The 13,384-nt window shown below is 57.1% G+C and carries 13 protein-coding genes; 2 read left to right on the top strand and 11 right to left on the bottom strand.

Translation table 11 applies throughout. The features are described 5' to 3' along the window. Positions 1–83 precede the first annotated feature (83 nt). Positions 84–221 (bottom strand): lasso RiPP family leader peptide-containing protein, encoded by a 138-nt coding sequence (locus tag AC0V6L_RS02540; protein WP_486147854.1) that lies wholly within the window; start codon positions 219–221, stop codon positions 84–86. Positions 222–443: 222 nt separating this feature from the next. Between AC0V6L_RS02540 and AC0V6L_RS02535 the strand changes: the two genes are divergently transcribed. Next, positions 444–1,508 (top strand): nucleotidyltransferase family protein, encoded by a 1,065-nt coding sequence (locus AC0V6L_RS02535; protein ID WP_486152835.1) that lies wholly within the window; start codon positions 444–446, stop codon positions 1,506–1,508. A gap of 64 nt (positions 1,509–1,572) precedes the next feature. On the opposite strand, the gene AC0V6L_RS02530 is transcribed toward AC0V6L_RS02535, so the two are convergent. Both AC0V6L_RS02530 and AC0V6L_RS02525 read right to left on the bottom strand, forming a co-directional pair. Continuing rightward, positions 1,573–2,145 (bottom strand): polysaccharide biosynthesis/export family protein, encoded by a 573-nt coding sequence (locus AC0V6L_RS02530; protein WP_486147850.1) that lies wholly within the window; start codon positions 2,143–2,145, stop codon positions 1,573–1,575. Between the two features lie 107 nt (positions 2,146–2,252). Further along, positions 2,253–3,212: a glycosyltransferase family 2 protein gene (locus tag AC0V6L_RS02525; RefSeq protein ID WP_486155034.1), complete on the bottom strand. Its 960-nt coding sequence runs from the start codon at positions 3,210–3,212 to the stop codon at positions 2,253–2,255. 65 nt (positions 3,213–3,277) lie between these two features. Here AC0V6L_RS02525 and AC0V6L_RS02520 point away from each other — a divergent pair, with 65 nt between their 5' ends. Then, positions 3,278–4,021 (top strand): metallophosphoesterase, encoded by a 744-nt coding sequence (locus AC0V6L_RS02520; RefSeq protein WP_486152833.1) that lies wholly within the window; start codon positions 3,278–3,280, stop codon positions 4,019–4,021. Between the two features lie 19 nt (positions 4,022–4,040). On the opposite strand, the gene AC0V6L_RS02515 is transcribed toward AC0V6L_RS02520, so the two are convergent. From AC0V6L_RS02515 to AC0V6L_RS02480, 8 genes are all read right to left on the bottom strand, one after another. Then, the gene (locus tag AC0V6L_RS02515; protein WP_486152831.1) at positions 4,041–5,318 is read right to left on the bottom strand and encodes a cell wall hydrolase; all 1,278 of its coding nucleotides are present in this window, start codon (positions 5,316–5,318) and stop codon (positions 4,041–4,043) included. 93 nt (positions 5,319–5,411) lie between these two features. After that, positions 5,412–6,416: an acyltransferase family protein gene (locus AC0V6L_RS02510; RefSeq protein ID WP_486152829.1), complete on the bottom strand. Its 1,005-nt coding sequence runs from the start codon at positions 6,414–6,416 to the stop codon at positions 5,412–5,414. Between the two features lie 141 nt (positions 6,417–6,557). Continuing rightward, complete coding sequence (locus tag AC0V6L_RS02505; RefSeq protein WP_486152827.1) at positions 6,558–7,553, bottom strand: glycosyltransferase family 2 protein; 996 nt, start codon at positions 7,551–7,553, stop codon at positions 6,558–6,560. Between the two features lies 1 nt (position 7,554). Next, on the bottom strand, positions 7,555–8,622 hold the full coding sequence (locus AC0V6L_RS02500) for a glycosyltransferase family 2 protein (protein ID WP_486152825.1): 1,068 nt from the start codon (positions 8,620–8,622) through the stop codon (positions 7,555–7,557). Next, on the bottom strand, positions 8,619–10,154 hold the full coding sequence (locus AC0V6L_RS02495) for a lipopolysaccharide biosynthesis protein (RefSeq protein WP_486152823.1): 1,536 nt from the start codon (positions 10,152–10,154) through the stop codon (positions 8,619–8,621). Before AC0V6L_RS02495 ends, AC0V6L_RS02500 begins: the two co-directional genes overlap by 4 nt. A 3-nt stretch (positions 10,155–10,157) precedes the next feature. After that, complete coding sequence (locus tag AC0V6L_RS02490) at positions 10,158–11,063, bottom strand: hypothetical protein (protein WP_486152821.1); 906 nt, start codon at positions 11,061–11,063, stop codon at positions 10,158–10,160. Between the two features lie 140 nt (positions 11,064–11,203). Continuing rightward, positions 11,204–12,211: a glycosyltransferase family 2 protein gene (locus AC0V6L_RS02485; RefSeq protein ID WP_486152819.1), complete on the bottom strand. Its 1,008-nt coding sequence runs from the start codon at positions 12,209–12,211 to the stop codon at positions 11,204–11,206. Beyond that, positions 12,208–13,323, bottom strand: coding sequence for a glycosyltransferase family protein (locus AC0V6L_RS02480; RefSeq protein WP_486152817.1), 1,116 nt, complete (start codon positions 13,321–13,323; stop codon positions 12,208–12,210). Before AC0V6L_RS02480 ends, AC0V6L_RS02485 begins: the two co-directional genes overlap by 4 nt. Between the last annotated feature and the right edge of the window lie 61 nt (positions 13,324–13,384).

The following is a 13,384-nucleotide window of genomic DNA, read 5'->3' as shown; positions in this document are numbered from 1 at the left end:
AGCTGATGCGCAAACCTGCATCAGCGCCACCTGCAAAAACGGCCGCAAAATGCGGCCGTTTTCGTCTTACCTGATTGTTGGGCTCACGAAAAGGTGAGATCTTCCGAAGGTGTGGTCACCGGGAAGGTAGCGTCCAACTGACCGCCGCTAGAAGCAGCTTTGGTCATGGTCTCGAAAGAGCCCAGTTTCTGGAATGCCGGTTTTTCATACGTCTTTTTCATAGTCAGCTCCGTGCCGAAGAGAGGTTCAAATTCGTTAATTTTGTTATGCAACCCACGTTCAATTTTTTAGTTTCCAAAAAACTTACGGTTTCGCAATCGTAAATTTCCCAGAAACAAAAGCTATCCCATAATGGGACAGTCTTGAGCCGTGCATGTTCCCTGTTTTGAATTTTTACGCGGCTTCGCGTTTCCTTTTCCCGCAGCGGCATTAAAGGGTTTTGGATGGCTTTCAAAGCTCAACAAACTTTAATTTGGCTCCTTTCGGCGGGGATTCGCAACGCTTCACAGATAAGTGTCGATCCGGAGGGGATTGACTGGGACGAACTGCATAAAATCGCGCACGGCAATAAGGTTCTTCCCCTAATCGCCCATTCACTCGATTCGCTAGGAATTGAACCGCCTAAACAAGTCGCGGCCCGCTTTCGCCAGATCCGAACCGATTGTTTCGCTCACAACATGGCGCACATCGCCGCCGCTGTCCGGCTGGCGCGCAATTTTCACACGCATGGGATTGATGTGGTCTGCGTCAAAGGCACGGCGCGCGCTTATGAGGTGTATGAAAGGTGGGATGCGCGCTTTGCTCACGATATCGATTTGCTGGTCCGCGCGCGCGACTACCGTGAAGCGGCCAAGGTTTTGACGTCGACTGGATATGACGCGCCAATTTCGGAAAAAGACGTGTGGTGGCACGAATTCCTGGGCGAATCGCCTTATTTGCCCATTGGCACAACCGGCCCGACTGTGGACCTGCATTACAAGCTGCATCAGCCGGGCACGCCTGCTTTGTCAGACCTCGACGATCTGCTCGATCATGCCGTGATGCGCGATCTGGGCCAGTTTTCGATACCGATGCTGGAAAAGCGCGACGCGATGATGTTGACCGCAACCGGGTTCGGCAAGGCAATCAGAGCGCGCCAGCCCTGGATCAGCTATGCGCACGAGATTGCCTATGCCCGCGCCAATGATCCTGCGATGGGTGATGACATGCTGGATGATTATGCCCGGCAATGCGGGATGGCGCGGCTGTGGCAGCATGCAAAATCGGTCGCTGACAGTGTGTTCTACCCTGAATTCGGCGAGCAGCAGGGGCATGCCAAGCAGACATCGGTGCAAGTGCCCGATTTGCAGCCAGAGCCGCAGCTTTTGTACCGGTCACGCCTATTATGGCGGTGGAGCGAAGGCGTGCTGACCCGGCCTTTTGCATTCGCGCGCGAATTTATCTGGTCAACTCTGGCAGAGATCCAGCACGATCTGTTCGCCGATCGCGCGTCAAAAACACCGCGTTAAAAAAGGCGCGTTAAAACCGGCGCGCTCGGCGACTGCGCCGCACCTCCATTTTGGAGCCAGTTTCTTAGAAATACCGCTCGCCCACGCGGATTGTATCGCCGGGGCGCAGATAGATCGCGCGGCCTTGATCCAGTTCGTAGGTAAATTCGGTTTCTTCGCCCGCGCGGCGGATGAACACGCGCCGCCTGTCCGCCCGGTAAGTGAACCCACCTGCCAGCGCCACAGCTTGCAATGCGGTCAGCTCAGGCTTGTATTTAAACTCGCCCGAACGGCCCACTTCGCCCAGCACATAGATTGGGCGAAAATTGAGCACTTCGACATTGACGCGCGGATCATTCAAATACCCATCGGCGAGTTTATTGGTGAGGAAATTGGAAAATTCGCTCGCCGTTTTGCCCGATGCGGGCACATCGCCCAGCAGCGGAAAGGCGATGTCGCCAGCGGTTGTGATGACGTAATTCTTGGTAAGCGCGGGTTCGCCAAACACAGTGATGCGCAATTGATCCGCAGCCGCCAGCCGGTATTCGTTCGCCTCATAAGGGTTGGAAGCGAGCGGGGGCGCAGACCCCACGCATCCTGTAAGGCTGGCCAAACCAGCGATCAGGGCAGCGGCACTCAGCGATTGGCGAATTGTCATAGGCGTCACTCCAAACGGGATTGCCGATTTGCAAGTCATCCCGGTCTGTTAATCATCCCGGACTGTTAGTCATCAAGACCGCCTTGCGCAACCGATGGTCTTGCGCCTCAACCTGCGCCCAAAAGCCGGGCAAGGCGCGCTTTTATCGGCATGGAATAATGACGCAAAGCTGAAGGGCGGCGGATGATTGCTCCCAATGCGGCGGCAAAATGCTTTGCTTTCAGGGCGTCAACACTGGCCGAAAAGGCGGCGGCATCAAGGATCGAGGCATAGCGCGCCTGATATTGGGCGCTGTCTTTGCCGGCCGCAGCGACTTTTGCGCGAATGTCTTGTTCAGACCTTACCATCAGCGCGCTGTGCGCAGCGGACAGCCGGTGCGAGATAGAGGCATCGTGTTTGCGGTAGCGGTATAGCGGGCGCGGCGCATAGGCATAAAGCGCGCCTGCCAGCAGCAATTGAATGACGAGCTCATCATCTTCGCCAATGCGCAGATCATCACGGTAAGTGACCGCGTGATCGGTAAGCGCGCTGCGCCGGATGAGCGGTTTGAGAAAGCCCAGATTGGGCGCATCGCCAAACATGCGCGTGCCGGTAAAATATTGGTCCAATGTGATGATGCCCGCAGGAGGGGCATAGGTTTCCCCAAGATGGCGAGTGGTTTTCACGCTGCCGCCAAACACCTGCAAATCATCGGCGATCATATCCGCACCGGCGGCATCGGCGGCATCAATCAGCGTTCGGCAGCGGTCAGGTTCAAACGCATCGTCGCAATCCAGCACCGCATACCATTGCCCCCGCATCTGCGCGATCCCGACATTGCGCGCCCCGCCGGGCCCTGCATTGGCATCGGTTTGGAACACCCGGATACGCGGATCTTGGCGAGCGAGCTTTTGGGCAAGTTCGAAACTGTTATCGCTCGACCGGTCATCAACTATTAGAATTTCTATTGTTACACCGCGCTGTCCCAAGGCCGATTCGACCGCAGAGACAAGAAATTCGCCCGCATTATAGCAGGCCATAACTATAGATACCTCCGGCGAGCGCTCCGGTTTCTCCCCTGTTTCCATAGGTTTAGTGGGAGGGGTCAACTTAGACACTGACAAAATACGCTTTTTTGGTAAGACACAACACGATGTACGCTTTTCCCAAATTTACGGCGCGCACCCCTCGCCCGGTGAAAGGGGAGCGGATTTACGCGATTGGCGATGTTCATGGCCGATACGATCTGCTGATAGAGTGTCTAGCCGGAATTATCAGTCATTTTCCGACATTGGAGCCTTCGCCGGATCGTTTGACGCTGGTTTTGCTGGGCGATCTGATCGATCACGGCCCCGAAAGCGCGCGCTGCGTTGAATTGGCTCGCAACCTTCGCGAAGAATCGGGCGCGGTCACTCTGCTGGGTTTTCATGAGCATTTGCTGCTGGAAAGCCTGAATGGCGATGGGGAAGCGCAGGAAGCCTGGCTCGCTATGGGCGGGCTGCGAACGCTGGACAGCTATGGCATCAGCGCGCCCAAACTGTCCGAAGACCCGTTTGATTTTGCCGAACGGTTGGAAGACGGCATTCCGGGCGATCATATCGAATTTCTGAAATCGCTTGAGCCGTCTTATTCGAGCGGTTCGTATTTCTTCGCCCATGCAGGGGTAAAACCCGGCGTGCCGATTGCCAAACAACCGCGCGAGGCGCTGGTTTCGATCCGCGATGAATTTACAGGCTCCGATCGCTGGCACGGGCAGGTCGTGGTGCATGGCCATTCGCAGGTCGATGAGGTTGAAGTTTATGACAACCGCATTGCGTGCGATACGGGCGCTTACAAAACGGACACGCTATCGGCAGTGTGCCTTCAGGATGACGCGGTCGAAGTTGTTACGACCTGACCGGTCCCAAAATTCTCAATCAGCGGATCAAAAGGGCAATTTCTGCGGTCTTGCTGGGTGATCCCAGACATTTAGAGCTGCCCGCGCGCGCCCATTTGCCGCAGTCCCAATACACTTGCTGCGTGCGGCTGCGCAGTTCCTGGCGATAGACGATATCGGGCGGATTGCGTTTCAGGCTATCGGGATCAAACGCCGATGGCATGGCGGACCCCGCGCTCCACCCGACCACTCGGCAGCTTGGCTTGCCTTCGCACAAGGCAACTGCATCAAGCGCCCAGCGGCCCGGTTTTGTGCCCGCAGCAATGGGCCGGATGATCGGTTTTTGCCAGTTTCCGGGCGCAGGCGCGCGCGCAGCAGGTTCTCCCAAATTCACTGCAAAGGCTTCTGCCACAGTGGGCTTGCCGTCCTCTTCCGCTGCTTCCGCTTCGGCGAGCACTTCCTCGCTTGCCGCGCCATCGTGCCAGATATCGTAACTTGCCAGAGCCTTGATTGCAGGCTCCTTGCCCGAAGGCGCAGAGGTAAAGGCGGCTTTTGTCCCCCACCAGCCGGGCCAGCGGAAGAAGATGTGCGTTTTGACAGCGGCGGTCTTGTCCAGGCTGTCGCTCCAATAGGGATACACCCAATTCGTGTGATAATGCGTTGACCAGCCGACCCGCGCATCGCGCGTGCCCCGCAGCATCGTTGCTGCCAGCGTCTTGGCCGATTGATATTGCGCCGATGAATAGCGCCGCCTGCTCATCGATCCATCGCAGGTAAAGCTGAACTGGCACCCGGTTGCGCGCGCTTGCCCTTGAAACACCACGCCGCACACGCTGTTTGGCCAGGCGGGATGGCGCACCCGGTTGAGCACCACTTGCATCACGGGGCGCTGATCATCGCGCGACTGGCCCGCTTCGTACAGGCCCGCAATCGCAAGGCAGCTTTCCGCGCGGTATAGGTCTGCGCCTGCAAGACCGGAGCTGAACGCGCTCGCCGCATCAATCGGGCGCGTGCCAAAAGCGCGGGCGGCGTTTTTCTTCCAGGCCGATGTGTTGGTGATTGCCTCGCTCTGCTGCGCATCGCCCGGCTCTGCCCCCACTGGCACAAAATCTGCCGCCATGGCCGAGATATCGGCAAGCGGGATACGGCCGCCAGATGGGCTACCCCGGTCAAGCTTAACCGAGAGGATCGTTTTGTAATTGCCCGCAAACCCCGGCAACATCGCCCAAGCAGCCCCTGCCGCCACGCACAAAGCGGTAAGCGCGGTGGCAATCCAAACAAATCGCTTGGCAAAAGAAGGCGAGGGCAGGGCAACCATAGTGATCTATTATCGGGTGTTTATGCCATTTTTGCGAGCATTTCAGCGCAAACCCGTGCACTTTTGTCTCGGATTGAGGCATTTTGGTCTTGGTCAGACCTTGGCAGGAGCAGCTCCCGGCAGGATTCTAGCGACGATATGATCGCCCAATTTGCGCAAGTGTTTGCGCGCCGGATTCTCGATGCAGACATAGGCGATCTGAGCGAAGATGAGCGTCAAACCTAAGATCGCGGCAAAGTCGATCAGATCATGGCCAAACCCGCCCAGCTCTTCCTTTACAATCCAGATTGAATGTCGGTGGAGCAGATAAAGGCCGAAAGAAATCTCGCCCAGCCAATACAGAACGGGCGAGCCAAGCGCGCGGGATGTCCAATTTTGAACTCCGACCGCGCAAGACCACACCAATCCTGCGCAAATCGCCAAAGTGAACGGATCAGCGTAAATGGTGCCCGGGATGATCGGGTTCGTGATGTAGGATGGGACCACAAAATAGGCGATCAACAAGACTGGCAGCAACCAATTGGCGATGCTCAGGCTTTTGGGGCCAGCCTTTTCCGCGAGAACGCCTACGATCATACCAGTGAGGAAAACGTGTAAGTATCTCAGCAGGTTGATCTGGTCGAAATTGTTGGTGATCACGAGCGATGCTACCACCATTACAGCCGCGCCTGTATACAAGGCGGTGTTGCTGAGCAGCCCGCCGGAGCGCAGCAACCACAACAGCACAAAGGCTGCATAAAAGTGGAATTCTACTGCAATGGTCCAAACCGTCCAGGCAGAGCCCATGAACATCAGGTGTTGATCGACTTGCCAGGTGTCGAGTTGGAATATTCTCGACCCGGTAAAGTGGTTGATTGCTGCTGTACCGATGATGACGCAGGCGAACAGCGGATAAATCCGCGCAAGGCGAGCGACTGCATATTTCCCGATTGCTTGCGGTGTGGCTGGCCTTTCGAGGTAAAGCTTGGCCATCAGAAAGCCGCTTAAAACGAAAAACAGCATAACGCCCAAAGATCCGCCAAAGCGCGTATCGAGCGAATGCGCAACCAGCACTGAAAGCGCTGCTATCCCGCGAAGTCCGTGAAGTGATTTAATCATCCAACCACACTCTTGCAAAACCATGCGAGGCTGGCCGCCTCACATCTGCCCCTTAAGCGGGAAACCATAGGACGAACCGGTAAAAATTTAGACTGTGCTTAGACGGGGCGCTCTTAAAACGCGTCTTAACGCAGGTTTGGCCTATTTCCCGATCGCGCTCATTCGCCAAAACGCGGCATGGCCCAATAACAGCGCGCGGCGAGCGAGATTGCCCTTATCTGCCAGCGGCGCCCGCCATTTCCATGTGCGCGCGATGTGCATGCGCGCTTCGTTTTCGAAATGGGCGATATCGGGATTTTGCGCAAAGTAGCTTTTGACGGCCCGGTTCATCGCTCGGCTTGCCTTGATCGTTTCTGCCATAGGCGTCTTTTCAGGCTTACGCGCCCACCACAGACCAATCATCGCCAGCGCAGTTTCATGGCTGATGTCGCGGCCAGTCAGCCGTTTATGCTCGCGCCGGGTAATTTCGGTGGCGCACCGCAATTGCGGTTCTTTGTTCTTGTCCGTCGTGCTGCCATAGCCAACGCGCCAACGGTACAGAACATCCTCGATCACGGCGAAGCGGCCCAGATGCAAAAGGCGGCACCACAGATCGTAATCCTGCGAATACCGGAAATGCGGATCATATCCGCCCGCCTGCAGATAGGCACCGCGCCGGAACATCACCTGACCATGCCCGCCAATCCGATTGGCAAAGCCATTATACAGCCCAATCAGTTCCTCGGGGCCAACGTCGTCAGAGACCATCTTGACCGTGCCATCATCGCGGAAATGCTCAAAATGCGAAGTCACCGCGACGCATTCGGGGCGAGCATCCAGCACGGCCACTTGGCGTTCAAACCTGTCGGGCAGGCACAGATCGTCGGCATCCATGCGCGCGACAAGATCGCCGCTGGCCGCATTCATTCCGGTAACGGTTGCTTTGGTGGTGCCGCCATTTTCGCGGCTGATGATCTGAATGCGGTTGTCTCTGGCGGCATAGTCTTCAAGGATCGTCAGCGTCGCATCGGCCGAACCATCATTGACGATGATATATTCAAAATCGGCATAGGTCTGCGCAAGCACGCTTTCGATGGCTGCGCCGACATAGTCTTCGTCATTATAGGCGCACATCACCACGGATAACTTGCGGGCCATCTCAGCTGTTTCCGCTTGAACCGAACCGCGCGCGAGCCCACACGGCGCGAGTGCCCCAGATCAGGATGTTATAGAAAAACACCGCCTTGTATCCGAGATAATGAGGTGGGACTTGTTTGGTGCGCCACCACCAACGTGCGGCGATAGAACGGCGCACTTCAAATTCTTCCGCGCGCAATTCAGGATTTTTCTTGAAGAACGCCGACACCACTTTCTGCATCGCTTTGGACACGCGCGCCGTGTCGGTGCGCGTTGTCGCTTCGGCTGGCATCTTCCACCAGAAATATCGCAGTCCCAAGGCGACATCTTCATCCAGAGCTTCGCCTGTCAGCCGCTGATATTCGCGTTTGCACGTGCGCAGCGAATGCGTTGCCTGCTCTGTCTTGCTGCGTTTTGAAATGCTGTCATGCCCGGTGCGGAAGCGGTAGATAATCTCGTCCACAATTCCGAAATCGCCGACTTGCAACAAACGGGTCCACAAATCGTAATCCTGCGCCATGCGAAACGCCGGATCATATCCACCCGCTTTGTGATAGGCATCGCGCCGGAATATCACTTGCCCATGCCCGCCGATCCGGTTTGAGAAGCAATTATACAGCCTGAGCAGTTTGGGATCGATCCTGATTTCGGCGACATGGCTGATTGTGCCATCGTCAAAGAAATGTTCGACATCGCCCGTGGCTGCGACAAGGCCGGGATCGCTGTCGAGCAGCGCGACTTGTTTTGCAAACCTTTCCGGCATCGAATAATCATCTGCGTCCATGCGTGCGATATATTGCCCGCGCGCTGCATCCACTCCGGTGCACAAGGCGATGGTCAGCCCGGTGTTTTCCTGATCAATCACCCGGATGCGGGCATCGCGCTGGGCATAATCCTCGATGATTGCCAGCGATCCATCCTTTGACCCATCATTGATGATGATGAATTCGAAATCGGTGAACGTCTGACCCAGCACCGTATCAATCGCATCGGCCAGATATTGCTCGCCATTATATACCGACATGACGACGGAAACTTTTGGCGCATTACCGTTGGGCCCAGTTTCGGCGGGCGTGTTGGGGGAATTCATGCCTTGCCTTCCTTAGGCGACAATTTGCGCAGCGCCTTTGCCGCAAGGTTTTTGACGATACCAGCGCATTCGCTTTCAACCGTGTCAGCTTTGCCGCCCATAACCCACAGGCCGTACAGCACAAGCGGGTAAGTCGCCGCGCCAAGCACCACGAGCAGGCCTAAAACGGAGATCTGCGTCCAGAACCCTTCCATCGCTGGCAGCGCAAGATTGACGCTGTAAACCAGCGCGGCCATCGCCAGGATCGCCGTCAAAGGCCGCCAGATATAGGACCAGTGATCCATCATCGATACAGGGCTGATCCGCGACACCAACCGCACATTCAGCACGGTGTTGATCGCAACAGAGACGATCTGACCGATCATGCCGCCAATCAGTGTTGAATATGGATCGCCGCCGCCCGAGCTATATCCCGCATACAGGCCCGCAAGAACCAGCGGCCAGCGGATGAAGAAAGCGCGAATGTCGCGGTGGAACAAACGCTTTGTTTGGGCGGTGGCCATCGCGATGGAGTTCACATTGTCCGATGACTGGATGATCCGGATCACCGCAATCATCTGCATCAGCGGGACCGCGGGCAGCCATTTTGCGCCAATCGCCAGCACCACGATGTCTTGCGCCAAAACGGCGAACCCGGCGGCAATGGGAAAGGTGATCAGGCACAAGGTGCCTTGCGAGCGCATATAACCAAGCCGCAGCCGCGCCTTTTCATCCTGAAGCCGCGAAAAGGCGGGAAACAGCAGCGCCTTGATCGGCGATGTTGCCTGATCAATGGTTTTGCTGACCAAGCGCTGGCTGACGGAATATTGGCCCAGCAGGCTGGCGGGAAGAATATAACCAAACAGCAAAGGCTGCGCGCGCCAATTGAGCGCCTGAACCCAGCGGCCCAAAGTCAGCCAGATCGAGAAAGACAACAGATCGCGATATTCGCGCAGGCTTGCTTTGGGCAGAAACGGGATGAGCGCGTAAGACACGATCACAATCGCGCTTTCAGTGGCGAGCACGCCGAATACAAGCGCCCAATAGCTTTGGTATATCCAGGCGATGGAAACGGTGACGCAGAACCCGGCAAGCTTGCTGGCAAGGCGGATGATGAACGATTGGCGAAAGCTAAGCTCGCGTTCGAACACGACGAGCTTGGGATTGATAAAGCCGCCCACCAGAGTGATAAAACCGAGCAGCCACAAAATCTCAGCCAGCCGCTCATCGCCGTAAAAGACGCTCAAAGGGTGGCCCAGACCGGCAATGACCGCGCCGATAATCACCGCGCGGATCACGTTCATGGTGAAAGCGGTGTGATAGTGGTTCTCGCTCGGATCGCGGTGCTGGATCAGCGCCTTGGACAGCGAAAATTCCGAAACCACACCGATAATACCGGTGAGCGCAGTGGCGATGGCGACCAGCCCGAAATCTTCGGGCATGAGCAACCGCGCAAGGATAAGCGTGCTGATAATGCCCAGCGAATTGACCGCAATGCTGGCTGCCGAAACCCAGCCAGCGCCAATCAGCAATTTGGAGCGTGAAACGGTCATGGCTCAGCCCAGCAGCATCACATCATCGCGCGCGGCAATTGCGGCCATATCGGCTTCATATTCGCCCGACAGGCGCGCCTGATCTTCTTCAGACCACGGCATAAACCGCCCAGAATTGGCTTTGCCGCGCGGATATTCAGCTTGCAGGGCAAGCATGCGGAAAACGCGCTGATCGGGAGTTAGGCCGGGCGCCTGCGCGATCATCTGTTCAATCGCTTTGCCCGATGCGCTGGGCAGCACATCTTCGGCTGAGGGTTTGAGCAGTTTGTCCGCTTCAATCCCGCTCAGCCGCGTGAGGATATCCTCTTCAAGCCTGCCGAAATCCTCATATCGCCACACGATGATCTGCGCATGCGCGATGCCAGCGCGGATGGCATCAATGATCTGGAGCCATTGGCCCGCGCAGGATTGGTTGACCGTCATCATTTTTTGCGGCGTTGTGAACATGCCGTGCCGCAGCGATTCAGCGTAAAGCGAGGCAAGAAACGGCGCATAGGAGCGCACGCATAAGTGGACTTCGACCGGGCGATCTTTCAGCAATTCACCCAAAACGCCAAGCGTTTGAGGCGCGCGGCGGTAGAACACTCCTTTGTAGCAATCATCAGCATTGCCAAGGATGTTCTCTTCCGAAATCGTCACATCATAATCATCAAGCAGCATGGAACGCAGCCGGGCAATCGCGGGCGCTTCGGGCTCGCTTGCCTTGGTCCAGGGCAATGACCAGCCGGATTTATCCGCGCCAGCTGCGTGGCTGGGCACTTGGCGCAAAGCCGCGCGAATGGTGTGAAGCGGCCAATAGGCAACGCCCGCAGCCGCGCTTTGCGCGCGGTTCAGCAGCAGGGTTTCCTGAATATAGGTCGATGCGGTTTTATGCGCTCCGACATGCAGTCTGACCATCCGCCCTGCCATGGTGTTTTCCTGTTTTGCCCCTTGATTGGCCAAACCCGTTGACCCGTGGTTTTCATCGCGGAGCTGCTAGAACAATATTGTGCGCCGCAACACCGCTGGATGGCCGTCTCTACGACCGTGCGCCCTGTATGTCAGCCGAACTAAGCGCTTTCGTGGGTGGTTTCCTGTTGCAGTCCATATCTGGGACGATCGCGGCCCCAATTCCAAAGCCATTCTTTCACAAATCCCGCGCCCCAGCTCACATGCATGATCATCGCCGGAATGCCTGCGAAAAGGCCCATTCCGCTGCCCCCTGCTTTCAGGCCTGCGACCGCGCCCAGAACAAGGCAGGTCAAAGCCCAGCCGAGCACGGGCAGCGCGAATATCGGGTGCAGCAGGGCAAGCGGGCTTGCGCATACAGCTGCAAAGATCGCCACAGGCGCAAGCTGGCGCGGTTTCATGCGCACTTTGTGCCGCCGAACGGTGCGCGCGCGTCCCGTGCCATAGCGAAAGTACTGACGTGCCAATGCGCCTAAAGATTTGCGCGGGAAATAGGTGATGGCAGCGGACGGGTCGAGCCAGATGCGCAGGCCAGCATCGCCTTGCCGCACATCAAATTCCGCATCTTCATTGCACGGCATCGCCTCGCAATATCCGCCCAGCCGCGCAAAAGCATCCACTCGCATCAAGGCATGGTGGCCGTGATCGACCCATTGCCCCTCGCTCATATGGCGGTGCGCTGAACCGCCTGTGCCCAGCACGCTGTTTTGCGCGATGGCAGTGGCTTTCTGCCAGCCATCTTTGCCTTTGGTGATCATCGGGACGACCACTGCATCTGCTTGCTTTTCCTGCGCGATTTTCAGCAAGGTCGCGCCGTAACCACTGGGATAAAGGCAATGCGCATCAATACGCACCAACCATTCATGCGAGCTGCCAAACCGCGCCACGGCCTGATTGATCCCGGCGCTTTGAATGCGGGCGGGATTGTCCAGCAATTGCAATCTGGGATCGCGCAGGCGGTGCGCAGCGATGATATCAAGACTGCCATCACTGCTGCCGCCATCGGCAACGACCACTTGACCATAGGTGGGGTCAGCCAGAACCTGACTAAGCAGCGCATCAAGATGCTCGGCCTCGTCCAGGCAGGGGATGATCGCGAGCACGCTCATCTGTCGGCCGCAGCATCGATAAGGCGTACCAGTTCGCGGCATTCCTGGAGCGAACATACCACCGCATTAATATCAATCGCCGCTATTTGCGCGCGGAGCGCGTCCAGATCAGCAGGGGTCATGGCAAGCAGCTGGCCAGCCGCCTCGTCTGCATGTCCGACCACCATCCCTGCGTCTTTTGCGCGCAGCCACTGGCCCACTTCAACATCGGCAAGGGCAATGGGAACCGCGCCGTAAGCAATCGCTTCGTAAATCCGGTTTGGCAGCAGCCATTGGCTGTTCAGCCCTTCTTCGAACCAGTCAATCGACCAGGCAAAATCGCATTGCCCGTACAGATCAGGCAGGTCGTCATAGGCATAGGGGCCGGTGAAAGTCATACCCAGTTGCGCTGCGACATCGCGTTCCAGATGCGGCAATTCAGCAGGTGAAGGTTTGCCCGCAATCAGCACCTTGATGCGCCCATCAGACCGTGCCACCAGATCTGTGAGAAACGCCAAAGTCCGCTTGCAGCGCAGCATCCCGAACCAGCCAATGGTGATCGGGCGTTCGCCTGCAGGGGGTCGATCGGGCTTGGCAGGCGCGCTGCCTATGGGATCAAGCAGCAGCTTGTTTTCCACGAGCACGGTGCCCCCTTTTACGGGCCGTTTGGCAAAATGATTGCGGATGAAAGCGGGCGATGATGTGATCAGCAGCTCTGATCGCCGCAGCAGCGCAAGTTCCAGCTCCTGGATCATGCGCGCCGGAATGCTTTTGCCCAGCAAAGCGCGGTGAATATCAAGGCATTCATAAATCACAGGACGGCCATCTGAAACGCGCATGGCAATCGCCAATTGCTCTAGATTGCGCGCGATAATCGCATCGCAATCATCGAAAAATTCTTGCAGCCGAGCTTTCGCAAAAGCGTGCTTTATCGTCATCATCGCGCGCGCCGCCAAAGCGGCATCGTGCGAGCGGCCCAGCATCATCGCCCCGCGCGCTTTTGCTGCCGCGCCGACATCCTCGTCGCGGCAAAATCCTGCAAGGGTAATGGCGGCCCCACCTGCATCCAGCATCCGGCACCGGCGCTCCACCGCGGCATCATTCAGATTGTGCACCAGATAGCCCAGTCGCAAATGTGCCTCCTTTCAGGCGATAAAGCTTGATTGCAGTCTTTGTGCGCTGCAACAAGGGCAA

It is taken from the genome of Erythrobacter sp. JB1-15, from assembly GCF_057365035.1.
Note: the sequence above shows the minus strand (reverse complement) of the source record. Positions and strands in the feature narration are given on the sequence as shown.

Bases quoted from the DNA above. Each gene is read 5' to 3' on its own strand.
- AC0V6L_RS02540 (WP_486147854.1), bottom strand. From the start codon at position 221: ATGAAAAAGACGTATGAAAAACCGGCATTCCAGAAACTGGGCTCTTTC.
- AC0V6L_RS02510 (WP_486152829.1), bottom strand. From the start codon at position 6,416: ATGATTAAATCACTTCACGGACTTCGCGGGATAGCAGCGCTTTCAGTG.
- AC0V6L_RS02530 (WP_486147850.1), bottom strand. From the start codon at position 2,145: ATGACAATTCGCCAATCGCTGAGTGCCGCTGCCCTGATCGCTGGTTTG.
- AC0V6L_RS02495 (WP_486152823.1), bottom strand. From the start codon at position 10,154: ATGACCGTTTCACGCTCCAAATTGCTGATTGGCGCTGGCTGGGTTTCG.
- AC0V6L_RS02490 (WP_486152821.1), bottom strand. From the start codon at position 11,063: ATGGCAGGGCGGATGGTCAGACTGCATGTCGGAGCGCATAAAACCGCA.
- AC0V6L_RS02485 (WP_486152819.1), bottom strand. From the start codon at position 12,211: ATGAGCGTGCTCGCGATCATCCCCTGCCTGGACGAGGCCGAGCATCTT.
- AC0V6L_RS02525 (WP_486155034.1), bottom strand. From the start codon at position 3,212: ATGGAAACAGGGGAGAAACCGGAGCGCTCGCCGGAGGTATCTATAGTT.
- AC0V6L_RS02505 (WP_486152827.1), bottom strand. From the start codon at position 7,553: ATGGCCCGCAAGTTATCCGTGGTGATGTGCGCCTATAATGACGAAGAC.
- AC0V6L_RS02520 (WP_486152833.1), top strand. From the start codon at position 3,278: ATGTACGCTTTTCCCAAATTTACGGCGCGCACCCCTCGCCCGGTGAAA.
- AC0V6L_RS02535 (WP_486152835.1), top strand. From the start codon at position 444: ATGGCTTTCAAAGCTCAACAAACTTTAATTTGGCTCCTTTCGGCGGGG.
- AC0V6L_RS02515 (WP_486152831.1), bottom strand. From the start codon at position 5,318: ATGGTTGCCCTGCCCTCGCCTTCTTTTGCCAAGCGATTTGTTTGGATT.
- AC0V6L_RS02500 (WP_486152825.1), bottom strand. From the start codon at position 8,622: ATGAATTCCCCCAACACGCCCGCCGAAACTGGGCCCAACGGTAATGCG.